Annotated in this window: 26 protein-coding genes and 1 riboswitch; of the genes, 3 read left to right on the top strand and 23 right to left on the bottom strand. The window is 39.7% G+C overall.

Annotated features, from left to right (window positions below; all coding sequences use genetic code 11):
• Positions 1 to 23: 23 nt before the first annotated feature.
• The 10 genes from MKX65_RS03470 to MKX65_RS03425 all read right to left on the bottom strand — a co-directional run bounded on the left by MKX65_RS03470 (position 24) and on the right by MKX65_RS03425 (position 7,457).
• Positions 24 to 161, bottom strand: a complete 138-nt coding sequence (locus tag MKX65_RS03470; RefSeq protein ID WP_340902350.1) for a hypothetical protein — start codon at positions 159 to 161, stop codon at positions 24 to 26.
• A 125-nt stretch (positions 162 to 286) separates the two neighbouring features.
• Positions 287 to 427, bottom strand: coding sequence for a hypothetical protein (locus MKX65_RS03465; protein ID WP_340902348.1), 141 nt, complete (start codon positions 425 to 427; stop codon positions 287 to 289).
• Between the two features lie 74 nt (positions 428 to 501).
• On the bottom strand, positions 502 to 1,644 hold the full coding sequence (locus tag MKX65_RS03460) for a DEAD/DEAH box helicase (protein WP_340902345.1): 1,143 nt from the start codon (positions 1,642 to 1,644) through the stop codon (positions 502 to 504).
• An 85-nt stretch (positions 1,645 to 1,729) separates the two neighbouring features.
• Positions 1,730 to 2,947, bottom strand: a complete 1,218-nt coding sequence (locus MKX65_RS03455) for a Ger(x)C family spore germination protein (RefSeq protein ID WP_340902343.1) — start codon at positions 2,945 to 2,947, stop codon at positions 1,730 to 1,732.
• Complete coding sequence (locus tag MKX65_RS03450) at positions 2,944 to 4,533, bottom strand: spore germination protein (RefSeq protein WP_340902341.1); 1,590 nt, start codon at positions 4,531 to 4,533, stop codon at positions 2,944 to 2,946. Before MKX65_RS03450 ends, MKX65_RS03455 begins: the two co-directional genes overlap by 4 nt.
• Positions 4,530 to 5,642 (bottom strand): GerAB/ArcD/ProY family transporter, encoded by a 1,113-nt coding sequence (locus tag MKX65_RS03445; protein WP_340902339.1) that lies wholly within the window; start codon positions 5,640 to 5,642, stop codon positions 4,530 to 4,532. Before MKX65_RS03445 ends, MKX65_RS03450 begins: the two co-directional genes overlap by 4 nt.
• Positions 5,639 to 5,815: a hypothetical protein gene (locus MKX65_RS03440; RefSeq protein ID WP_160547248.1), complete on the bottom strand. Its 177-nt coding sequence runs from the start codon at positions 5,813 to 5,815 to the stop codon at positions 5,639 to 5,641. The genes MKX65_RS03445 and MKX65_RS03440 overlap by 4 nt, the downstream gene beginning before the upstream one ends.
• 210 nt (positions 5,816 to 6,025) lie before the next feature.
• Positions 6,026 to 6,184 carry a DUF1540 domain-containing protein gene (locus tag MKX65_RS03435; RefSeq protein ID WP_340902336.1) on the bottom strand — a complete coding sequence of 53 codons (159 nt, stop codon included), beginning with the start codon at positions 6,182 to 6,184 and terminating at the stop codon, positions 6,026 to 6,028.
• 84 nt (positions 6,185 to 6,268) lie between these two features.
• Positions 6,269 to 6,712, bottom strand: a complete 444-nt coding sequence (locus tag MKX65_RS03430) for a threonine/serine exporter family protein (RefSeq protein ID WP_160547250.1) — start codon at positions 6,710 to 6,712, stop codon at positions 6,269 to 6,271.
• A 16-nt stretch (positions 6,713 to 6,728) separates the two neighbouring features.
• Positions 6,729 to 7,457: a threonine/serine exporter family protein gene (locus MKX65_RS03425; protein ID WP_340906153.1), complete on the bottom strand. Its 729-nt coding sequence runs from the start codon at positions 7,455 to 7,457 to the stop codon at positions 6,729 to 6,731.
• 110 nt (positions 7,458 to 7,567) lie between these two features.
• On the opposite strand from MKX65_RS03425, the gene MKX65_RS03420 reads away from it, so the two are divergent.
• On the top strand, positions 7,568 to 8,563 hold the full coding sequence (locus MKX65_RS03420; RefSeq protein ID WP_340902332.1) for a D-2-hydroxyacid dehydrogenase: 996 nt from the start codon (positions 7,568 to 7,570) through the stop codon (positions 8,561 to 8,563).
• A 173-nt stretch (positions 8,564 to 8,736) separates the two neighbouring features.
• Here the strand turns inward: MKX65_RS03420 and MKX65_RS03415 are convergent, their stop codons facing one another.
• The 7 genes from MKX65_RS03415 to mscL form a co-directional block, all read right to left on the bottom strand.
• A complete protein-coding gene (locus MKX65_RS03415) occupies positions 8,737 to 9,459 on the bottom strand; it encodes an amino acid ABC transporter ATP-binding protein (RefSeq protein ID WP_340902331.1) in 723 nt (240 codons plus the stop codon).
• Positions 9,456 to 10,112 carry an amino acid ABC transporter permease gene (locus MKX65_RS03410; protein ID WP_340902330.1) on the bottom strand — a complete coding sequence of 219 codons (657 nt, stop codon included), beginning with the start codon at positions 10,110 to 10,112 and terminating at the stop codon, positions 9,456 to 9,458. The genes MKX65_RS03415 and MKX65_RS03410 overlap by 4 nt, the downstream gene beginning before the upstream one ends.
• 80 nt (positions 10,113 to 10,192) lie before the next feature.
• Positions 10,193 to 10,333, bottom strand: a complete 141-nt coding sequence (locus MKX65_RS03405; protein ID WP_340902329.1) for a transporter substrate-binding domain-containing protein — start codon at positions 10,331 to 10,333, stop codon at positions 10,193 to 10,195.
• Entirely contained in the window at positions 10,317 to 10,451 is a 135-nt protein-coding gene (locus MKX65_RS03400) for a hypothetical protein (RefSeq protein ID WP_340906380.1), read from the bottom strand. Before MKX65_RS03400 ends, MKX65_RS03405 begins: the two co-directional genes overlap by 17 nt.
• A 114-nt stretch (positions 10,452 to 10,565) precedes the next feature.
• Positions 10,566 to 10,745, bottom strand: a riboswitch (Lysine riboswitch).
• An 81-nt stretch (positions 10,746 to 10,826) separates the two neighbouring features.
• Positions 10,827 to 11,366 carry a signal peptidase I gene (lepB, locus tag MKX65_RS03395; RefSeq protein WP_340902328.1) on the bottom strand — a complete coding sequence of 180 codons (540 nt, stop codon included), beginning with the start codon at positions 11,364 to 11,366 and terminating at the stop codon, positions 10,827 to 10,829.
• 172 nt (positions 11,367 to 11,538) lie between these two features.
• Entirely contained in the window at positions 11,539 to 11,970 is a 432-nt protein-coding gene (locus MKX65_RS03390) for a DUF4395 domain-containing protein (RefSeq protein WP_340902326.1), read from the bottom strand.
• A gap of 346 nt (positions 11,971 to 12,316) precedes the next feature.
• Positions 12,317 to 12,706, bottom strand: a complete 390-nt coding sequence (gene mscL / locus MKX65_RS03385) for a large conductance mechanosensitive channel protein MscL (RefSeq protein WP_160547260.1) — start codon at positions 12,704 to 12,706, stop codon at positions 12,317 to 12,319.
• A 250-nt stretch (positions 12,707 to 12,956) separates the two neighbouring features.
• Between mscL and MKX65_RS03380 the strand changes: the two genes are divergently transcribed.
• On the top strand, positions 12,957 to 14,012 hold the full coding sequence (locus MKX65_RS03380) for a fatty acid desaturase (RefSeq protein WP_340902324.1): 1,056 nt from the start codon (positions 12,957 to 12,959) through the stop codon (positions 14,010 to 14,012).
• Positions 14,013 to 14,043: 31 nt separating this feature from the next.
• Here the strand turns inward: MKX65_RS03380 and MKX65_RS03375 are convergent, their stop codons facing one another.
• Both MKX65_RS03375 and MKX65_RS03370 read right to left on the bottom strand, forming a co-directional pair.
• On the bottom strand, positions 14,044 to 14,391 hold the full coding sequence (locus tag MKX65_RS03375; RefSeq protein WP_340902323.1) for a cupin domain-containing protein: 348 nt from the start codon (positions 14,389 to 14,391) through the stop codon (positions 14,044 to 14,046).
• Between the two features lie 103 nt (positions 14,392 to 14,494).
• Positions 14,495 to 15,613 carry an NAD(P)/FAD-dependent oxidoreductase gene (locus MKX65_RS03370; protein ID WP_340906152.1) on the bottom strand — a complete coding sequence of 373 codons (1,119 nt, stop codon included), beginning with the start codon at positions 15,611 to 15,613 and terminating at the stop codon, positions 14,495 to 14,497.
• A 196-nt stretch (positions 15,614 to 15,809) separates the two neighbouring features.
• Between MKX65_RS03370 and MKX65_RS03365 the strand changes: the two genes are divergently transcribed.
• Positions 15,810 to 17,006 (top strand): MFS transporter, encoded by a 1,197-nt coding sequence (locus MKX65_RS03365; RefSeq protein WP_340902322.1) that lies wholly within the window; start codon positions 15,810 to 15,812, stop codon positions 17,004 to 17,006.
• 16 nt (positions 17,007 to 17,022) lie between these two features.
• Here MKX65_RS03365 and MKX65_RS03360 read toward each other — a convergent pair whose 3' ends face one another.
• The 4 genes from MKX65_RS03360 to htpG form a co-directional block, all read right to left on the bottom strand.
• On the bottom strand, positions 17,023 to 17,319 hold the full coding sequence (locus MKX65_RS03360; RefSeq protein ID WP_340902321.1) for a 4a-hydroxytetrahydrobiopterin dehydratase: 297 nt from the start codon (positions 17,317 to 17,319) through the stop codon (positions 17,023 to 17,025).
• A gap of 12 nt (positions 17,320 to 17,331) precedes the next feature.
• Entirely contained in the window at positions 17,332 to 17,928 is a 597-nt protein-coding gene (locus MKX65_RS03355; RefSeq protein ID WP_340902320.1) for a class I SAM-dependent methyltransferase, read from the bottom strand.
• Positions 17,925 to 19,247 (bottom strand): glycosyl hydrolase family 28-related protein, encoded by a 1,323-nt coding sequence (locus MKX65_RS03350; protein ID WP_340902319.1) that lies wholly within the window; start codon positions 19,245 to 19,247, stop codon positions 17,925 to 17,927. Before MKX65_RS03350 ends, MKX65_RS03355 begins: the two co-directional genes overlap by 4 nt.
• Positions 19,248 to 19,423: 176 nt before the next feature.
• Positions 19,424 to 21,301 (bottom strand): molecular chaperone HtpG, encoded by a 1,878-nt coding sequence (htpG, locus tag MKX65_RS03345; protein ID WP_340902318.1) that lies wholly within the window; start codon positions 21,299 to 21,301, stop codon positions 19,424 to 19,426.
• Positions 21,302 to 21,467 lie beyond the last annotated feature (166 nt).

Here is a 21,467-nt window from a genome sequence, read left to right as displayed (position 1 = left end):
AAGCAATTCGGCCAGTTCTTTTGTTATTGATTCGTCGGACGATTACGGTGAATGTCCTTTTTTTCTGTTGTTGTAAACTCAACAAGCTCTGAGCTCGTTTGTGGTTGCTTTCTGTTGTTATTACGCTGTGCATTGGAATTTCCAAGCTTTGTTCTTCCCATGTAAAACATCTCCTTTTAAAAAGAGGATACTTACATAAGTAGTATGAGAAGCAAGCCCACACCTTATTCGAAAACTGGAGGTTTTCTGTGCTTGGTGGCTTGCTCAAACGCAAAACCAAGCTTAATTAGAGTTGGTTCACTATAAGCAGTTCCGGTGAATGATCTTTTGAAGTCAACTCACCAGAAGCCATTTTTTCCTGAATTAGATCGATCGTTGCTTCTTCAAGCCATTCTTCATAAGCTTTATGTAAACGTGGACTCTCCATTCCTCCAACCCCTTTTTTTAAAATATAGCTTTATTATACAACAAGGAGTGGGAATTCCTCCCACTCCTTGCATCTTACTTTCTTGAATCCGCATCCACCATTTGACCTTTAAAAAACACCTTTTTTACAACACCCTTTTTTAACTCTCTAGAAAATCTCTTTAAATCTCTTTCCTCACGTTCATTTACTAAAGAAATAACCGTACCTTCTGCACCAAATCTTCCTGTACGTCCTGATCGATGTACATATTGCTCAATATCTCTAGGGAAATCATAATGAACCACATGTGTGATGCCTTTTATGTCTAACCCTCTTGCTGCAACATCCGTAGCAAGCAGCATATTCACCTTGCCTGTTCGAAAATCCTTCAAAGCATTTTTACGTTTGTCCTTGTTTAAATCACTATGTAAAACAGATGCTTTTACATGTTGAAAGGCAAGCTTTTCTGATACTACATTCAGGTTTCCGATATCTTTAATGAATACTAGGACACTTACCTCTTCCAAGCGCGATATTTTTTCAAGCAGCTTAATTTTATCGCGTTGTTCCGCAGCAAAATACACATGGTCAACCCTACCAGACTCAATCGTCTCATCTTTTGTTACTTTAATAACCTCAGCATCCTTCGTTAATTCCTTCGCTAAAGTCACAGAATGCTCCGGAAGAGTCGCTGAAAATAGAACCACTTGGCGATCCGCCTGAGAGGATTTTACAATATTCTTTACTGTCTGTAGATGCTCCTTTGTTAAAAGCTGGTCACCTTCGTCCAGTACAATCGTTTTTACCTCATGCATTTTGATTTTCTTTTGTGCAATCAGTTCCATCATCCGTCCAGGGGTTCCCGCAATAATATGGGGCTGTTTCTTTAGCTTTTCGAGCTGGCGCTTGACGTTTGCTCCTCCGATAAAAGAGGCAGAACGAATTCCGCTTCCTTCACTCCATTTTTGGATCTCAGAAAGGATTTGCATAACAAGCTCCTGCGAGGAAGCCATAATGACTGCTTGAATCGTTCGTTTCTCTGGATCAATTTTATTTAATACCGGTAGAAGATACGCTAGTGTTTTTCCCGTCCCTGTTGGTGACTCCGCTATCACATCTTTCCCTTCTACGATAAAAGGAACGGCTTTTGTCTGAACACTCGTTAACTCCTTAAATCCTTCTTTTGTCCATACATCTTGTATAAATGGCTGTAGCTCGTTTACAATTGTCGTACTCATATGCTTCTCCTTTAATCAAAGCTGATCTATTTCAGCTCTTCTCTTATAAACCTATATAAATACTAGCGGAAAGACCCCACAATGTCTATTCTCTTGGAATTTCTGTAATAAAGGTTTTCCCTCTAACACCAGATCTTCTTAAATGAAGATTGGTATCAACTTCTACGTCAGCTTGTGCAAATACTTCATCCCAGTGATCTTCCACTTTTTTGTACTCTTTATGATGTTGACGATTCAATGCCTCTCCAAAACCAAATATATCAACACCAAACTCTGTTTGAACTTTCTTGATTGTTTCCTTTATATCGTTTGCTACATAACGATTGATTTTCTTTTCAAAATCCTCGTATGTTCCAATTTTGGTCAAATCATTCATACATTGAGTGGCTTCAATTCTTGTTTCACCATTGATTATCACCTTTAAAACAGGCTTGCCATTCTCGAAATCGACTTTTAGTTTGTTATGTGTTTCTGTCACAGTTACAGCGATATACCTTTCATCCTCAGGTTTTTTTTCCTCGCCCGAACAAGGTATACTCATACTGGTTTTCTTTAGCTTTTGCGTCCAGTAGTAATTTCTTGTTTCGTCCACACTTAAATATCCAACTAATCGGTCGTCTCGGAAAACAGCCATCCCATCCATTTCTACAAGCGCATCCATTTCCGTCTTCATATTATTTTCAGAGCTTGCTCCTTTTTTGGGGTCCCCTGTAAGCACTAATGTAGCTGATACAGGATTGCGACCCTTGGATGTTAAAGCGGAAATAAAATCGGTCAGTCTTACTCCCGGGTCTCCTCCCCACTCTTCATTAAAAGATTGTGTTTGTCTGTGTATTTTTAAAGATGGAACCTTTTGGGTGGGATATGTCACCTTTGCAAATTCTTCTGCTTTTTCACCTTTTGTTACCATGATGTTAAAGTCATTACGAAACTGACCACTTCGATCAAGATAATCAATAAATTCCAATATCCCTTTCTTTGCAATTTCTTCACTGATATATAAAACCCTCGTGTGTGAAAAAATTAATCGTCTTGTCATTCCAATATTCATTTTATGGAGAAGCTCAGATACCGAATTTCCTTCAAGTGAGTAAGTTAAGGCCGGAGTAGCCTGCCCACCCATTTGATTTTTTGAAAATTGAGCTGCATTCACGATCTCGATGGTTAATCTGTATTTACTGTTCTTTCCCTCATCAACCGCAAGCCCTGTGACAATGGAAACATCGTTCAATTCAATTCGATCCCAACAGCCGGCTAACATAACGACACATCCCCATATGGATAATGCATGTTTGATTTTCATTTTTGTCCTCCTAATGGTTGGTCTGGAGGACTTGGCTGATTATTTTCTTCACTTCTGACAGGTGATTTTGGATATAAATACGAAGGTCGATTTTTATTTAACCATATCGGCACACGAACAAATACATCATCCTGATTTCTTGGTTGAAACGGTGCCACTGGTGCCAAATAGGGAATACCAAAGGACCGAAGACTGACTAAATGAATAACCATAACGATTAAAAATAATAGAACACCATATAACCCGATAAAGGCCGCGATAAAAATAACAACAAAACGGAGCAAGCGCGTGGCAATAGAAAAGCTATAGATAGGTGATACAAAGCTAGCAATAGCGGTAAAAGCGACGACAATAATGAGAACATTTGACACCAGCCCCGCCTCTGCAGCCGCTTGCCCTATAACGAGTGCCCCAACAATAGAAACAGTTTGCCCAACCACCCTTGGCATCCGTACTCCAGCTTCTCTCAACACTTCAAAGGAAAGCTCCATAATCATGATTTCAATAACAGCCGGGAATGGTACACCCTCCCGTTGTGCTTGAACACTAATCAATAACTGTGTGGGCATAAGTTCATGGTGAAAGGTGGAAATAGCAACATATAAGGATGGAAATAAAAGGGCAAACATGAAAGACGAATATCTAACGATCCTAATAAAACTTGGCATAATAAATGGCTGATAATAATCCTCGGATGCCTGAAAAAAATCAATAAATAGAGTGGGTACCGTTAATACAAAGGGGCTACCATCTACAAATATGGCCATTTTCCCCTCTAATAAGTGTCCGCAAATACTATCAGGTCGTTCGGTGTTATACACGAGTGGAAAGGGAGTAAGGGTTTTATCGACAATAAATTCTTCGACATTTCCTGAATCCAGTAAGGCACCTACATCGATCTGATTCAATCGTTTTCTTACTTCTCTTAAGAGATCTTCATTGGCAATGTCATTAATATACCCAAGTGCCACATTGGTTTTTGAATCCCTCCCCATTTGGAAAATTTCAAACTTAAGTCGAGGATTTTTCAGGCGCTTTCTGACTAATAACAGATTAACTGGCAATCCTTCTACAAAACCGTCCTTCGGTCCACGAATGATTGTCTGTGTGCTAGGCTCTGAAATGGCCCGTTGCTCTGGCAATCCAATCCCTAATGAAAGTGCTTCAGAGTACCCATCGACCATAATGATTGCTTCCCCGTTTAATATCCCCCATACCACTCGATGAAAGTTTTCCGCCACTTTATAATCAATCGAAGGAAAATAAAGCTCTCTCATTTCAATCATATTACTGAATGAACTATCGTTTGGATGATTAGTTGCACTCTGAATGACTCGATTTGACAGCTCATTTTTGTCAGTCATGGTGCTTAAATACGTTATATAAGCTTTCTGTCCTCCAATTTTAATGAGTTCACACTTAAAGTCAAAGGTTCCCTTGAACAGCTCTTCTAAAAGCTTTTTATTTTTTTCCACTTGATTATAATATTGCTTTGGTACATCCTGCTGTTCAAAAAGCTCTTCCTCTGTTGGTTTTCCGTTGTTCTTATTCTTTTTTCTTGAAAACAATGAACTGAACAAACTCATTTTCTTTCCTCCTTGCTCTTTCTTGTTTTCCATAGGAGAATTGGTAGGACCATCAACGGAAAAAATAATTGAAACGGGACATGCATAAACAATGGAACGACGATTAGACCCTCTTCAATATGTTCAGCAAAATTATCACTAATTTTCACTGAGATAAATGCAATAATCGTTCCAATCGGTACCACGTACATCCGATAGGGTCGATTGCTTATGAGCTCTAATCCTTTTAATGCTCCATAGAAAAACACACTTACTTTAACAATAATTCCAAACATAACGATGAAAACAACGATGAGATCGACCCGTTCGATAAACTCTAATAATGATATTTCCCGAGCCGACGATAACAGAGGAAAATTCGATCTTGCTCTCGCCTCTACACCAAGAGTGGTAATTTGTAAGATAGCATTGTAAATAAGCATGACTCCACTTGCCATAACAGCAAGCAGAGTTACTTTTTTTGCTTTTTTAAATTTCGATGTGTACGGGATAATCATCGTAAAAGCAATTAATTCTCCAAAAGGAAAAGTTAATAGCTGTGGAAAAACAGCTTTCATCACCGGTTTAAATCCATCGCCGAGAATCGGAAACAAATTTTCAAATTCCATTTCACCCGTGATAAAAACAGCTATACCGATGATAATGATAAAGGAGAAAAAATAGGGCATGAACACTTCACTGGTTCTTCCCATTACCTCAATTCCTAAATACAACATATACATAATCACGAGTAACATGGTTATCGCTATAAACTCAATCGGCGTCTCGTCAAAAATAAACGAAACTATCAGTTCACAAAAGTCGCGAAGAACACGGGAAGCAATATAAAGAAAGTACATAATATACAGTAAAGTGAATAAATTGCCTAACCACTTTCCAAAGCAAAACTGGAAAATTTCAAAGAGATTTTTTCCCGGTAACCTTGAGAGCATAAAATAATACATCAAGGCTAACCCCAACCCAAAGAACATGGCTAATCCAAACGCAATCCAAGCATCCTGGTTTGCATCATTCCCCGTACTTACTACGGCCGCACTTCCAATTTCAAAAATAAAAATCAATATAAATAATTGCCAAAGGGACAACTTCTCGACAAGTATATTTTTCATGACGGTTTACTTGATTTTTTACTTTTCCTAAACCGGTAATCTACCACCATACCGTAGATCAATCCGGCTATTAAATTCACAAACAACATCCATTGACTTGTCCCTTTTTCAAAGAAAATATTTGCATTTAAAATTGACATTAACGAACGTTCATATAAATATAGATCAAACATGGTAATCACTCCGATAGAGGCTAGCAATAAGAAAGTAAACAAAAAGGTTACCAACAGCAATCATCCTTATCCGATAAAAATTAACTCTCATGCCACTTTTGTATATCATTTGTTACTTGTGGGTGAATTATGCTGATTTGGTAGGAAATTCCGAAACTCTATTTTTACGCAAATAAAAAGACAGCGCTCGCTCGCGCTGTCTTTTTATTCTTATAATCCTTCAGGTTCGAATGTTTTACAATCTGTTTCACGGCTCGTATCCGCTTCTTTACCGCGATGGCTTACAATGAAGATTTGCTCTGCCGCACACTTCATTCCTTCTTCGTTGTACACACAATTACTGACTTCACATAAAACGTCTTGTGCCATGGTATCACACCTCCCCTATTGATAGGGTAAGCAAAAAGAGAAGGGGACATTCGGATTCCAACTTGGCAAATCCTTGAATCAGTCTTAGCTCTTTCTGATGATGGCTGTCTTTCGAATAAGCTGATTAATTACTTCTGAAAAAACGATTCCCATCGCAATCGCCCCTGAAATCAAGAAAGCTTTTGCCGCAAGGGCTAACGCAATATTATAGTCATTTTCAACAAAGTTTCGCATTGCATCATATGCCATTCCGCCCGGAACAAGCGGGATGATTCCAGCAACGATAAATATGATAATCGGCGTTCGATACAGCTTAGCAAACACCTGACTGGCCACAGCAATCACGAAGGATGCCACTAACGTAGCATTCACTGCATCAGCACCGTTCATCGTAAAGAGAATATATATAATCCATCCAAGCATCCCAACAAAACCGGATTGAATTAAGGAAGTTTTAGGAGCGTTAAAAATAATACCAAAAGCGGCGGCGGCCAAAAAACTAAATAGCAGATGTTGAAGAATGTACATTGGCTTATCGCCCCTTTTAAAGAAATGATAATACAACAGCAATGCCTGACCCGATCGCAAAAGCGGTTAGTAACGCTTCTGCCCCTTTAGATATACCTGAAACCAAATGTCCCGCCATTAAGTCTCTAACGGCATTGGTTAAAAGTAAACCCGGAACGAGCGGCATGACAGATCCGATGATAATTTTATCTAACTCTACACCTATACCCATATGAACAAATAAAAAGGAAAGAATACCAATAATAATCGAACCAATAAACTCAGAAAAAAACTTAATCGGGACCATTCTGTGAAAGTACATCACACTCGTAAACCCAAGCCCACCTGTTAGACAGGCTGGCAGAAAATCGTTCCAGCTACCATTAAACATAATTAAAAAGCAACCACTCGCCATTGCTGCTGCAAGGATTTGAATAGTAGTTGAATACGTTAATTGGGATTCCTCTACCTCTGTTAACGCACGAAAAGCATCCTCTATATCAAGCTCTCCACTCGTTATCCGACGAGAAACCCCGTTTACCAAAGCCACTTTATGAAGATCCGTTGTTCTTTCTGTAATGCGCACAAGCTTTGTTTTGGTAGGCTCTGTGCTTTCAATTGAAAAAATAATGCCTGTTGGTGTGACAAAACAATGGGCCTCTCTAACTCCAAAGGCTCGAGCGATTCTCTCCATTGTGTCTTCTACTCGGTATGTTTCAGCCCCGCTTTGGAGCATGATTCTCCCTGCTAATAAACATACTTCCATAATGTCGTACACGACTTGCTTTTTCTCCACTTTTATCACCTTACTGCTGACTTTTTGAATGTAAAGACTACTTTATCATATTTCTCAGATTAGCGGGTCACTACTTTTATATGTTATATTTAGAATATCGAAATTTTCAAAAAAGTAGGTGCCACTCTTTGAGAAAACTTGTCATTACTCATAATCTGGAACAAGTATATGTTAACGAAATACAAGCTGTTTTACCAGACTGGGAAATTGTTGTGGGAAAAGAAATCTATAAAGAACATATTCCTACCGCTGAAATCATTTTAGGATGGAAAAAGGATATTAAAGACCTTTTAGGAGACTCCTCTACTCTGAAATGGGTGCAAACTTGGAGTGCCGGTGTGAATAATTTACCTCTTCCCACTCTTCATGAGCGCGGAGTACTAGTGACAAGCGCGAATGGTGTCCATGCCTTTCCCATTTCTGAAACCATTTTCGGATTGATGCTTGCCCTTACTCGGAATATTCATACCTATGTTCGAAATCAATCTTCAAAACATTGGCATCATGCTGGCTTAAAGCTTGAGATCCACGGAAAAACGATTGGTATTATCGGTGTCGGAGCCATTGGAAAGGAAACAGCTAAGATCGCTAAGGCGTTTGGAATGAAAGTACTCGGGGTAAGGAACTCCCATTTGTCTGAGGAACATGTGGATGAAATGTACACGACAGCAGAACTTGAGACAGTCCTTCCACAATGTGATTATGTCGTTTCTACCCTCCCTTTAACGAAGGACACAAAAGGATTATTCTCTAAGAAACAATTTCAGCTCATGAAGCCTGACTCCTTTTTCATTAATATTGGTCGTGGCGAAATTGTGGTGGAGGAGGATCTGATTCAGGCACTTCAAACCGGGGAAATCGCAGGGGCCGGATTAGATGTATTTGAGGTCGAACCTCTCCCTGAGAACAGTCCTTTATGGGAAATGGAAAATGTGATCGTTACTCCTCATACTTCTGGTTCAACTGAATATTATGACCGTCGAGTGGTGGAAGATATCTTTTTGCCAAACTTACGACAGTATATAAATGGTGAGAAGCCACCGATTAATGTTGTAGATTTTGTAAAGGGATATTAAAAAACACAGGTCCCTTAGAACCTGTGTTTCCGACTCGATGGGACTTTAACTCATAAACGACGCTACCCGTATCAAGGATACGAGAGGTTGCTCTGTTCTTTGAGCTACGAGTCTTAACTTATTGTGCCTCAATAAAAACAAATTATGCAAAAAGGATGTCCTGTGACATCCTTTTACAGTACTTTACTCAAAAATGATTTTGTTCGTTCCTGCTGCGGGTTGGTAAACAGCTCTTCAGGTACATTTTCTTCCACAATATAGCCGCCGTCCATGAAGATGACTCGATCGCCCACTTCTCTAGCAAACCCCATTTCATGTGTCACCACTACCATGGTCATGCCTTCTTTTGCTAGCTGTTTCATTACCTCTAGAACCTCACCGACCATCTCTGGATCTAGTGCAGAGGTTGGTTCATCAAAAAGCATGATTTTTGGTTCCATTGCAAGTGCTCTTGCAATCGCCACACGCTGTTTTTGACCACCTGATAATGAATCAGGATAGGCATCAGCTTTATCTTCTAGACCGACTTTTCGTAAAAGGTCTAAACCCTTTTGACGAGCCACTTCTTCATCGACCTTCTTCACCTTCACTGGTGCCATCACAATATTTTCAATCACCGTTTTATGTGGAAATAGGTTAAATTGCTGAAATACCATTCCTACATTCTGTCTTACTTTATTAATATTCACGCTTTTATCGGTAAGGTCGACACCTTCAATATATACATGACCGTCGGTTACGGATTCTAACAAATTCAAGCAGCGAAGAAACGTCGACTTTCCTGAACCAGATGGTCCAATCACCACAACCACTTCTTGCGGTTGTATTTCAGCATTAATGTATTTTAGTACTTCGTTCGTACCAAATGATTTTTTTAGATTACTTACTTTAATCATTCTGTTGATAACCTCCTCTCAAGACGGTTTAACAAGAAGCTCAAAGATAATGTGATAACGAGGTAAATCACTGCAACCGTAATATACGGTTCCCAAACTTTGAAGTATTGTCCTTGCATAGCCCATCCCCAGTACATAATCTCTGGAGCCGCAATGACCGCTGCTAAAGAGGATTCCTTAATAAGTACGATAAATTCATTTCCTAATGGAGGAATCATTCTCTTAAACGCTTGTGGCAGAATGACGTGTCTCATAGCTTGTACATGAGTCATACCAAGTGTTCTAGCTGCTTCCATCTGCCCTTTGTCAATCGATTGAATTCCAGCTCGGAAGATTTCTGCAATGTATGCTGCTGCATTCAGTGATAATGCAAGAATAGCCGCTGTCACTGGCTCCGTCTTCCCTGTAAACAATGGAACGAGACCAAAGTGAATGAGCAAAATCTGGACAAATAAAGGAGTTCCTCTAAAAAATGTAATATATAAGTCAAAAGGTAGTGACAACCACTTGTTTTTCACCATTTTTCCTAACCCAATGGCCAAACCAAGTGCTGTTCCAATAACAATTCCTGCGAGCGATAAACCAAGGGTAAGCAAGGTTCCCTTTAAAAACAATGGCGCATAGTCCATGATGAGATCAAAACGAAAGTCCATCATACTCCTCCTTTACTAGGATGAAAAAAATGGCGTAACACTATGTAAAAGAGTTACGCCCTAAATAATCAAGTAACCAATTATTGTTGTGCTTTTAAATCTTCAAGGTCCGGCTCAGAACCAAACCATTCTTTATAAATCTCTGCATATGTTCCGTTTTCATAGATCGCGTTAATGGCTTCATTAATTTCTGCTGTTAACTCGCTATCTTTCGGGAACACCCGCCGGACTTGCCGCTTCTGACAGTGAACGTGGCAACATAAAGATACCCGAACCTACCATATTTCCAACGACTAATGCCGTTAGTATCCATAAACCTAACTTCGTTTGTTTTCCCATGATATTATTCCTTTCTATAATTATTCCCCAACTCTCAAAATAGAGGTCCCTATAGACATAAAAAAAAACACACCAAAACGTGAGTACAGTGTGTTTTACAATAACCGCATCAGGCCACTGGATAGTTCAACATAGCTTACGAGCTATGACAGTCCTACACCTATTCGATGTAGTCCCAGCTACTATAATTAGAGAATTATAGTGCTTCGGCGAAAATTCCTTTCAACTGACATCATGGAGCTTCTCTTGCTCTCATCCAATCTACTCTTACTTTTCGCAACCTCTACCTCACCTTTTATCTGATGAGGAAAATATTTAATTAAAATGCTTTACCAGAATAATTCATGAACGCTTTTATGTCAATGGAATTAATTACTACTGTACCGTTCGAACATCAGAAAATGGATAAAATACAAACTCACTGACGCCAACAATCTTTTCCTTCTTAATAAAACCAAGGCCGTTTCTTGAGTCCATACTGCGAAGTCGATTGTCACCTAATACAAAATAATGCCCTTCCGGTACAAGAATAGGTCCATAATCTCCTGTTAACACACTACCTTGGTCATGCGCCTGCTCTCGATTACTTTCTAAATACTCTTCGCTGTGAACATCACCATTGATCAGTAACTGATCATCCCTAATTTCGATCAAATCTCCAGGCAAGCCTATAATTCTTTTAACGTAATTTTCGCCTTCTCCTTTAATAATCACAATGTCCTCACGATCAATTTTGTCTGTATTGACTTTGCTCACAAATATTTTCTCTTGATCGTGAAGCGTGGGTTCCATCGAGGCACCATCCACAATATAAGGAGCAAAGACAAATGTACGAACGACGACTACGATAGCAAAAGCAATAAACACCGATTTACCCCAGCTAATTATTTCTTGCTTCTTCTTAGTTTCTCCCATCCTATTCTGCTCCCTTTTTATGTAATAAACTTGTTTACATTTTATCATAATCCCTTAGCACCCACGGTGACCAAAGCTCACTCACAGCCCATAAATCGTTAGACAAGATTCTCCAAAAGTTCCTAGAAAAAGTAAAAAAAAGTCAGCATTAGCGCTGACTCCTACCTACAAGTTATGATTGACTCTTCATTTTTCTATACTGATACATTTTCCACTGATAATGAATAAAGCAACCGATACAAAAACCTAAAAGGGCAACGGTTGCAGCAACCGCGACTAGAATGGTAAAGATATACCCTATCACCGGCAGATTGAAGGCAAACCCCATAAATCCTGCCCCTAAGCATAAAATAGCAATTTTTTGATTAAACTGCTGTTGCTCCCAATCTTCTTGCAGATACTTTGATGGTGCTTTTTTTAAAAACCGCTTCGTTACCTCCATAATCGGATTTATTCGAAAAATAACGCCAAATATACCGGAGAGTAGAGGAATCAATAAAAGCCATTCCATATTAGTAACCCAAGTAAGGATAACGGTAAGTACAATAACCGACTGATTGACTTGCACAAGTGGCTTTGGGATCGTACGAACATCAGCTGACATCTATATCACACCTTTATTATAGGATTAGTTGGTAATTTATTTTAACTAATATCCAAGTATTTGTATACAAATTAGCATGACTCTAATCGAACGAAAAAATGATAATTGGCATAAGTCTTTTCAGTAAAATAAGCGGAGGTTTTCCGGTTAGATACAGAATGGAGCCCATTTCGGAGTAAATAAGATGAGGTTTTCCGATTATACAAAGAAAAAACCCTCATTTTCAAATTTTTAAAGTCAATAAGCGGAATTTCCCCGTCTATTTATCAGCTCAGGTGCTTAACCCTAGATGCGGGAATCAGCAACTCTAATAAAGAAACTCGCCAATTTGGCGAGTTTTCCTTTTTTACACACCCTTTTGTTGCTGTTGTTCCTTTAAAATATCACGAATTTCCGAAAGCAATTTTTCCTCCGTTGTTGGTGCCTTTTCTTCCGTTTTTACTTCTTGCTTCTTTTTAAACTTCTGTAATAATTTCACAAATAGGAAAATAGAAAAAGCAATGATAAAGAAATCAACGACATTTTGTATGAATTGACCATACTTGATGGTTGCATCAGCATATGTATATTGTAGGTTCGTAAAATCAAATCCCCCTAATAAGAGCCCAACAATCGGCATAAGGATATTGTCTACAAGTGAGCTAACGATTTTTCCAAACGCCGCACCTATAACCACCCCGACAGCCAGATCAATCACATTTCCTTTTAAAGCAAACTTCTTAAAATCCTGCCACATTTTATTTCCTCCTATCCAAATGTATACAGATTAGTATATCTTGAAACAGGGAACGTATGTAAACATATGCTCATGAAACAGATGTCTGCATTTTTCGAATTGTCGAAGGATTTTCCGGTAATTCCCTTTAAATTTTTTCTTGCAACATGACATTTGTCATGTCCCACTCTATACATTTATGCCTTTTCATGACCTGCTCATAAAGACTACAATAACAGTAGTTAAATTTAAAACCTTGTAGGAGGCTTTTATGAGCAAGCAAAAAACAGCTGAATTAAGAAAAAGCATAGTCCCTTTTGAAAAGTCAGATATAAGTAAAAGTATAAAACAAATGATTAACACCTTTGTCCCATTCTTCGGTTTATGGTATTTAGCGTACGCAAGTCTTTCCATTTCTTATTGGTTGACATTGCCTCTTGCTATCGTTGCTTCTGGATTTGTGATTCGAATCTTTATCATTTTCCATGATTGCTGCCACCAATCGTTCTTTAGAAATCGTAAAGCAAATGCGATCGTTGGTAACATCAGTGGAATTATAACAATGTTCCCTTATGAACAGTGGAAGCGAAGTCACAATATTCACCATGCAACAAGCGGAAATTTAGATAAGCGTGGCATTGGTGATATTTGGGTAATGACAGTTGAAGAGTATTTAGCTGCTACACCAGCTCAACGCCTTCAATACAGAATGTACCGCAATCCGTTTGTCATGTTCGTTCTAGGACCGATATTCTTGTTCCTAGTGACTAATCGTATCAATGTGAAGGATGCTAAACGCAAAGAGCGTCTCAACACTTATTTCAACAATATCGCGATCGTTGTGTTGTATGCGTTTATGATTTGGTTAGTTGGTTGGAAAGCTTTCCTTCTTGTCCACGCTCCTATTTTGTTTGTTGCTGGAGCATTAGGAATTTGGTTATTTTATGTACAACATCAATATGAAGACAGCTATTTTGAACACGAAGAAGAGTGGAACTATGTGAAGGCAGCTGTTGAAGGAAGCTCTTATTACAAGCTTCCGAAGGTTTTGCAATGGGTAACTGGAAACATCGGCTTTCACCATGTGCATCATCTAGCACCTAAGGTTCCAAACTATAATCTAGAACAAGCACATGAATCTACACCACCATTACAAAAAGCAACAACCGTTACTCTAGGTACAAGCCTTGAGTCCATTCACTTCAAGCTTTTTGATGATGAAAATAAGCGATTTGTAAAATTTAAAGACATTCAACATCTTCTTGAAGAAGGAAAAGCTAGCCTGCAATTAGGCGGAAAGCGTCCTACCGCTGAGGAGAAATTATGAGGAAGCTCACCAGGTCTGGTGAGCCTTTTTGTTAGATTTCTTTTACATATCTTTCATCTGGAATCTTGTTTAGCATCACATACAAGCTAGTATTACCCCCACCATTTACAAAAGACATTTCCTCTTCCCCAGAAAAATGAATCACATCATGCCTAGCTACAGCCAGGCTTTCTCCATCCACATGGAAGGTTCCTTCTCCCTCTATCACCTGAATAAACACATTTGTTCCAGGATGTTTATGAGCGGGCAGTGCCCGATTTTTCGAAAAGTTTAAGACGAATACCGTACTCTCTCCTTCTTTAAAAATGACTCGTTTCGTAAATTTTTCTTCATTATATGTGATAAAGGTAGATAAGCTTTGTTTTTGCATCATGATCATTCCTTTCCTTCTTTATGACTACATCATATATTGATTCGTTTTGTTTTGATGTGATTTGAATCATTTTAAGAAAGAAACTTATCTTCGCGCACCCTCAAAACCATCAATCCCCAATCGCACCCTCCACCGCATAACGACTCACATCCAGCACGGTTTCTTCTCCAAGAGCGAGCTTTGCGAGCTCGGCACCCAAAAACGGGCCGCTCGTCAGGCCAGAGGCTCCGAGTCCATTCGCGACGAAAACACCCTTAAGTCCGGGAACAGGGCCAATCACTGGTAGAAAGTCGAGGGTAAATGGACGAAAGCCCACTCGTGTTTCAAGTACCGTCGCTTCCTCTAAACCCGGAAATACCTCTAATGCTTTCCCGATAATTTCATTTAACCCACCAGCAGTGACTCTCGTATCAAATTCTTTATGGTCTTCATGTGTCGAGCCAACGACCACCCGACCATCTTCAAACGTGACTAAATATTGATTATTCGGAGGCATAACAACGGGCCACTTAGACGTATCCACACCTGGTAATTCTAGATGGACAATCTGCGCTTTTTGCCCCGAAACTTGAAATTTCACCCCAACGGGCTCCAGCACCTCTCGTGCCCAAGCTCCTGTCGTGACAAGCACTTGATCCGCCTCAAACTGCTTACCATCAACCACCACTCCACTCACACGGCTATCTTCACATACGAGTGAAGCATTCCCACTTACGTATTCCGTACCGAGCTGAACGGCAGCTTTTACCAATGCATCACGCATGAGCCTTCCGTCTACCCTCGCTCCACCGGAAACATAAACCGCTCCATATCCTTCTGCTACGAGAGGAAACACCTCTTTTGTTTCTTCATACGTTAAGATGTTCACCTCGCCGATTTCTGGTGCATCCTCTCTCCGTTTGATGGTCCTATCTGCCATTTGCCTCAGTTTTTCCTCATTTGTATGAAGGCTTAGGGCTCCAACTTTTCGGTATCCCGTATGATTTACTCCATAGGAGGACAATTTATCAACTAATTCAGGATAATAACGTGCACCATGCTTTACTAACTCATACCATGCCTTATTTCGTCTTTGCGAAATCCATGGGCAAATAATTCCCGCTGCCGCATTTGTGGCTTGTCCCACCTCGGTACGGTCAACCAAGACAACACTCTCTCCCTTTGACGCTAAGTGAAAGGCTGCAGAGGCACCTAATATTCCTGATCCTATTACAATCACTCTTCCCATCATGAACACCTATTTCCTATCGTAATAACATTAATATTACTAAACGTTCTTTTTCATCTCAAATTCAAAAAAATAGTAAATCAAAAAGCCATTGTCTATAATAGATTTATCACCATTTTTATATAAATTCGTACATATATTTTGTTTAACACAATGATTAGAGAAACGGGATTTTCCCGAATGGGAGTGGATGGTTATGAGCACACCTCTTGCGGAAAAAGCTCCACCTTCAGAAAAAGAGAAAGAGAAAATATGGACACGTGACTTTATTCTCATTTGCTTATCAAACTTTTTTGTTTTCCTTGGCTTTCAAATGACTTTGCCCACCATTCCTTTATTTGTGGAGAACCTCGGTGGAAATGACCAGCTGATTGGAGTGGTTGTGGGAATCTTTACTTTTTCCGCCCTATTAATTCGACCTTACGCTGGGCATGCGCTAGAAAGCAGAGGACGCCGATTTATTTATCTGGTTGGATTAGGGATTTTCGTCCTATCCACTGGTGCTTTCGGTATGGCTGGAGGACTTGTTTTCTTATTTATTTTAAGAATTATTCAAGGAGTCGGGTGGGGACTGTCCACAACTGCTTCAGGTACGATTGCGACCGATTTGATTCCATCCAAACGTCGTGGAGAAGGAATGGGATATTACGGTCTTTCTGGCAACTTAGCGCTTGCCATGGGGCCGACACTCGGACTTGCGCTAGTAGGTTACCTTAGCTTTACTGAACTTTTCTTGATTTGCGGCGTACTCGGTGCCGTCGCTATTGCCTTATCTTCTCGGATTAGATTTAAACCCGTTGTACCCGTAACTACTTCTGAACCTAAAAAGCTCGACTTTTACGAAAAAACGGCTTTGCCCCCTTCGATTCTGCTTCTTTTTATCACGGTTACATTTGGTGGAATCGCTTCCTTCCTTCCTTTATATACAGTAAAAAAAGGAATTGAAGGAATTGAATGGTACTTTCTCCTTTATGCTATTGCTCTTCTGATCTCAAGAACGTTTGCTGGAAAGCTCTATGATCAAAAAGGGCATCGCTTTGTATTCCCCGCTGGTTCGATCATGATTATGGCTGCCATGATTCTGCTTGCCTGGATTCCAAATAGCACGATCCTTTATTTAGCAGCCATTATTTATGGGTTCGGCTTTGGTACGGTGCAACCGGCTCTTCAAGCGTGGAGTGTTCAAAATTCTCCTATTAGCAGGCGCGGAATGGCTAATGCTACCTTTTTCTCCTTCTTCGATTTAGGCGTGGGAATTGGTGCGATCGTGTTTGGACAAATTGCTTTCTGGTTAGACTACCATAGCATCTACATAGCATCAGCCATTTCTGTGTTCATTGCGATACTGCTATATTACACTGTATTTGGAAAAGAAAAGGCGAGAGCGCATTAAGCACTCCCGCCTTTTCTTATTCCACAAATTGATCGTAAATCTCATCAAATATTTTTGCCATTTCCATATCCAGTGAAGTGAGACCTCCAGCATTCCAAGAGCTAAGTTTTATCGTTACCACTTTATAATCAATAGAGATAAATGGATGATGATTACGATGTTCCGAATAATTTGCTAGCTCATTTACAAAAGAAACACCTGTTAAATAGTTTTGAAATCGATATCTTTTGCTCATCCATTTACCCTCGTCCCATTTCCAGCCAGGCAAATTTTTCACATATGTAATAATGTCTTGCTCTAGCAGTTTCTCCATAGCGATTCCCCCTTAAAAAGCTAAGCCATAAATAGAAAATCTCTCAAACGGATTTCCTTCTGAACAAATGATCTCGGATGTTAGCTGAAACATGCCCATACTTTCTAGAAAGTCGATATACTCTTCACTTGCATAGTACAAAATCAGCTTGATGTCTCGATCATTCTCCTCCACCGATTGAAGGATACGATGAATTATATTCCGGAAAATATGAATAGAGAACGGGTTAAAAAAGTAAAAAATAATATCCTGCTTGTGGATCGGGTATTCCTCTGCAAAACCGTTAAAAAAGTGAATCGAATGATCTGAGCCATACTTTTTACGATAATTTTCTCTATTTTTCAAGGCAAGCTGATAATACTCCTCATTCATCTCTACACCCGTTACGATTGCTCCAGTATAGTGATAGAGAAAGAAATTTAGCCTTCCTTTTCCACAGCCAAAGTCAACGATACGGTCCGATGGTTTGAATTCATATTCATGGATGAGTTGTTGAAGATGCAAATAGGGTGTGGCTTCATACCGGTGAAATTGCAATGACTTGTAAAAATGGAGTTGTTCACCCGTTGTGACGATATGTAAGCTCTTGTCGAAATCCTGTTCTTTCATGTTAGCTCCTCTGATGTATAAAATTTACCTTTTATCCCACCTGCATGATAAAAACCATCTATATAGATTTTATGAAGGACCACCTGTTTTGCACGATACTGGATGGCTATGACAGGGTGTCCCTCAAAATCATACGAAGGGTCCCCAAGAATAGTGAATTGGTTCACCACGACATTCCGGTATGCGGAGACCACCATCGCTCTTGGAGTTGACACTTTATAAAGGGAAGTAAAGATAGGAGCAATGGCAACCAGATTCATGGCTTTTAGGTTATAGGCTGTTTTCGACTGTGGATCATTTCCTTTATGATGACCGATATGGCGGAAGTTGAAGGCGCGATTATCTTGAACCGACAAATGCCCAATGATGGTGACATAGGAAGCAGCGGAAGCATTATGATGAGCCTTGACTTCCACTCCCCCAAAGCATCTAGTTGTCGTATTGTTCGCAAGCCAGACATATCTCGAGCCATCATCGATTTCAATGCCATTTGAGTTGCAAGAGCCCGTTTCATGAGCTCTTCCACTTGGATCACACATATGCGATTTAGATATAAAAATATAATCACTATGATGAGTGGTAATTCCGTCATCTCCAAATCCGTATCCGTTACATTCATCGAGCCAGATATACTGACTTCTTCCTGGACCCATGAATCCATCTTTTATGTAATAGTAAAGCGTAGAAGAAACGTCAAAGGCATGTAACCCAGCATCAATGGCTTCTACCTTTTTCACCCACCCATACTTCACATGAGCAAATGTGAAGCAACTCGATCGATTGTTTCCACTCGCGGTTCTTTCCTCACTCGATAGTCGATTCACATTCCAATCAAGGGTCATACCTTCCACATAAATATGGTGATTTCCACTGATATGATGTTTATTGGTGAGAAGAATGGCGGATTTTAGAGCGTCATGATGGAGTTTAAGTATTGTTTTTCCCTTTCCTGCCCCAACAAGGATCGTGTTGGAGGGAAGTTTAATTCCTTTTGTGACAAATACACCTTCAGGGATAATAATCTTACAGCTGCCTCGACCAATGGCTTTTCGAAAAGCGTTTGTATTGTCAGTTATTCCATCACCAACTGCCCCAAAGTCAACCACATTTCTTTCGTACTTTATTTCACTTTGAAGTTTCTGGAATTCGACGTCTAAATCTGGAAGCCATGAGGGGATCGCCTCCCCCTTTTCATTTACGAGGGTACTCATATCATTTATGGAAGGACTAGGATGCACGACAATTTTCCGAAAAAGAGTGTCCGTCTCTTTGATCAGTTGATCTATTGGGGTTGAGAACTTTGACCAACGCCGAATCAACTCTGGGTTTTGCTCTGGATTATGATGTTTTGTTAGGTGAAGCAGAACCTGTCACCTCCAGGTGAAGATAGTGTATATCTTCATAGTAGTACACCCCTTGATACAATAACAAGGATCGGTGGTATTTTTTTGAGGGTAAAAAGAAAAGAGCACCCAAATTGAGTGCCCTCACATACTTACACCATAATTTTGCAAATATCGTTTGTAAATTCTACTGGATCTTCGATTGGTAACCCCTCAATGAGCAATGCCTGATTGTAAAGAAGCCCTGTAAACAAGGTTAGCTTGTCCTTGTCATTAGCAAACGCATCCTTTAAGGAGGCAAATACTTCGTGGTTCACGTTGATTTCTAACACTTTGTCTGCTTTGACATTTTGGTTATTTGGCATCGCTTGGAGAACTTTCTCCATCTCAATGGACACGTCACCTTCCGTTGTTAAGCAAACAGGATGTGATTTAAGACGCTTAGATACACGTACGGCCTTTACCTTTTCTCCAAGCGCTGACTTCATGTATTCAAACAGTTCTTGGTTCTCCGTTTGTTCTGCTGACTCTTTTTCATCTGCTTGCTCTTCAATTCCTAAATCACCACTAGAGACGGACTTGAATTCTTTTTCCTTATAATTCATTAGCATACGAATCGCAAACTCATCAATATCATCTGTGAAATAAAGGATTTCATAGCCTTTATCCGCCACAAGCTCGGTTTGAGGAAGCTTTTCAATGCGCTCTACTGACTCACCTGATGCATAGTAAATATACTTTTGATCCTCAGGCATTCTTGACACATACTCATCTAATGTAACAAGCTTCTTTTCTTTTGATGAATAGAACATGATGAGATCCTGAAGCGTCTCTTTATTGCTTCCAAAATCGCTATAAACACCAAACTTTAATTGGCGGCCAAAGGATTGGAAGAAGGCTTCGTACTTTTCGCGGTCTTCTTTTAACAAGCTTTGTAGCTGACCTTTGATTTTGTTTTTAATATTTTTCGCAATGAGTTTTAATTGACGATCATGTTGCAACATTTCTCTAGAGATATTGAGAGATAAATCTTCGGAATCCACCATCCCTTTCACAAAGCTGAAATAGTCCGGTAATAGATCCGCGCATTTATTCATGATGAGAACACCGTTTGAATAAAGCTCCAACCCTTTTTCATATTCCTGCGTGTAGTAATCAAATGGAATTTTTTCTGGGATATATAACACCGCTTGATAACGAACCGCACCATCCACGCTGATATGAATATGCTTTAAAGGCTTATCAAAGCCGTAATGTTTTTCCGCGTAAAAGTTTTCGTAGTCCTCTGTTGTTAATTCGTTTTTGTTCTTTCTCCAGATTGGCACCATGCTATTAATGGTTTGCTCTTCTGTAACCTCTTCGTATTCCGACTCACTGCCTTCTTTTAAACGACTGCTCGTAGTATCCATTTTAATAGGGTAACGAATGAAGTCGGAGTATTTTTTTACAATGGATTTGAGACGATATTCTTCTAAGAACTCATCGTAGTTATCGTCTTCTGTATTTGGCTTAATGGTAAGGATGATTTCCGTTCCCACTTCACTTTTTTCATACGGCTCGATCGTATAACCATCGGCACCTTCTGATTCCCACTTATAAGCCGTGTCGCTTCCTAGTGATTTGGTGATAACCGTAACCACGTCTGCCACCATGAATGCAGAATAAAATCCAACACCAAACTGCCCAATAATGTCGTGACCATCCTTTAGCTCATTTTCAGACTTAAAGGCAAGTGAGCCACTTTTAGCGATGACCCCTAGATTGTTTTCCAGCTCTTCCTTGGTCATACCAATACCTGTGTCGGTAATCGTTAACTTCCTGCTCTCTTTGTTAGCAGCAATCTTTATAAAATAGTTGTCTTTATCAAAAGTGATGTTATCGTCGGTTAAGGCACGATAATAAATTTTATCAATCGCATCACTTGCGTTTGATAACAATTCACGTAGAAAAATTTCTCTGTGTGTGTAAATGGAGTGAATCATCATGTCTAACAATCTCTTTGACTCTGCCTGGAATTGCTTCTTTTCCATTCTAAAATCCCCTCTCATCAATCAATATACGTAATTCCTTTAGCACTCTACCACTCCGAGTGCTAATCACTATTTAAATATCACAAAAAAGCCCCACCTGTCAACAGATTCGAAAGACCTCCCGGTGACAGACACCCTTCGTGGACAAAATGCCCCTTTTTGTCCA

Origin of the sequence: Robertmurraya sp. FSL R5-0851, from assembly GCF_038002965.1 — a bacterium.
In the GTDB taxonomy this organism is placed as follows: Bacteria; Bacillota; Bacilli; order Bacillales; family Cytobacillaceae; genus Robertmurraya_A; species Robertmurraya_A beringensis.
The sequence above is the reverse complement of the archived record's forward strand: the minus strand, read 5'-3'. Positions and strand labels throughout refer to the sequence as shown.

Excerpts from the sequence above, each read along its gene's own strand:
- MKX65_RS03470 (WP_340902350.1), bottom strand. The coding sequence starts at position 161 with ATGGGAAGAACAAAGCTTGGAAATTCCAATGCACAGCGTAATAACAAC.
- MKX65_RS03400 (WP_340906380.1), bottom strand. The coding sequence starts at position 10,451 with ATGGGAAAACAAACGAAGTTAGGTTTATGGATACTAACGGCATTAGTC.
- MKX65_RS03450 (WP_340902341.1), bottom strand. The coding sequence starts at position 4,533 with ATGAGTTTGTTCAGTTCATTGTTTTCAAGAAAAAAGAATAAGAACAAC.
- MKX65_RS03435 (WP_340902336.1), bottom strand. The coding sequence starts at position 6,184 with ATGGCACAAGACGTTTTATGTGAAGTCAGTAATTGTGTGTACAACGAA.
- MKX65_RS03460 (WP_340902345.1), bottom strand. The coding sequence starts at position 1,644 with ATGAGTACGACAATTGTAAACGAGCTACAGCCATTTATACAAGATGTA.
- lepB (WP_340902328.1), bottom strand. The coding sequence starts at position 11,366 with ATGGGAGAAACTAAGAAGAAGCAAGAAATAATTAGCTGGGGTAAATCG.
- MKX65_RS03375 (WP_340902323.1), bottom strand. The coding sequence starts at position 14,391 with ATGATCATGATGCAAAAACAAAGCTTATCTACCTTTATCACATATAAT.
- MKX65_RS03360 (WP_340902321.1), bottom strand. The coding sequence starts at position 17,319 with ATGGAGAAACTGCTAGAGCAAGACATTATTACATATGTGAAAAATTTG.
- MKX65_RS03370 (WP_340906152.1), bottom strand. The coding sequence starts at position 15,613 with ATGGGAAGAGTGATTGTAATAGGATCAGGAATATTAGGTGCCTCTGCA.
- htpG (WP_340902318.1), bottom strand. The coding sequence starts at position 21,301 with ATGGAAAAGAAGCAATTCCAGGCAGAGTCAAAGAGATTGTTAGACATG.
- MKX65_RS03415 (WP_340902331.1), bottom strand. The coding sequence starts at position 9,459 with ATGATTAAAGTAAGTAATCTAAAAAAATCATTTGGTACGAACGAAGTA.
- MKX65_RS03445 (WP_340902339.1), bottom strand. The coding sequence starts at position 5,642 with ATGAAAAATATACTTGTCGAGAAGTTGTCCCTTTGGCAATTATTTATA.
- MKX65_RS03465 (WP_340902348.1), bottom strand. The coding sequence starts at position 427 with ATGGAGAGTCCACGTTTACATAAAGCTTATGAAGAATGGCTTGAAGAA.
- MKX65_RS03425 (WP_340906153.1), bottom strand. The coding sequence starts at position 7,457 with ATGGAAGTATGTTTATTAGCAGGGAGAATCATGCTCCAAAGCGGGGCT.
- MKX65_RS03420 (WP_340902332.1), top strand. The coding sequence starts at position 7,568 with ATGTTATATTTAGAATATCGAAATTTTCAAAAAAGTAGGTGCCACTCT.
- MKX65_RS03365 (WP_340902322.1), top strand. The coding sequence starts at position 15,810 with ATGAGCACACCTCTTGCGGAAAAAGCTCCACCTTCAGAAAAAGAGAAA.
- MKX65_RS03440 (WP_160547248.1), bottom strand. The coding sequence starts at position 5,815 with ATGTTTGATCTATATTTATATGAACGTTCGTTAATGTCAATTTTAAAT.
- MKX65_RS03380 (WP_340902324.1), top strand. The coding sequence starts at position 12,957 with ATGAGCAAGCAAAAAACAGCTGAATTAAGAAAAAGCATAGTCCCTTTT.
- MKX65_RS03455 (WP_340902343.1), bottom strand. The coding sequence starts at position 2,947 with ATGAAAATCAAACATGCATTATCCATATGGGGATGTGTCGTTATGTTA.
- mscL (WP_160547260.1), bottom strand. The coding sequence starts at position 12,706 with ATGTGGCAGGATTTTAAGAAGTTTGCTTTAAAAGGAAATGTGATTGAT.
- MKX65_RS03430 (WP_160547250.1), bottom strand. The coding sequence starts at position 6,712 with ATGTACATTCTTCAACATCTGCTATTTAGTTTTTTGGCCGCCGCCGCT.
- MKX65_RS03390 (WP_340902326.1), bottom strand. The coding sequence starts at position 11,970 with ATGTCAGCTGATGTTCGTACGATCCCAAAGCCACTTGTGCAAGTCAAT.
- MKX65_RS03355 (WP_340902320.1), bottom strand. The coding sequence starts at position 17,928 with ATGAAAGAACAGGATTTCGACAAGAGCTTACATATCGTCACAACGGGT.
- MKX65_RS03410 (WP_340902330.1), bottom strand. The coding sequence starts at position 10,112 with ATGGACTTTCGTTTTGATCTCATCATGGACTATGCGCCATTGTTTTTA.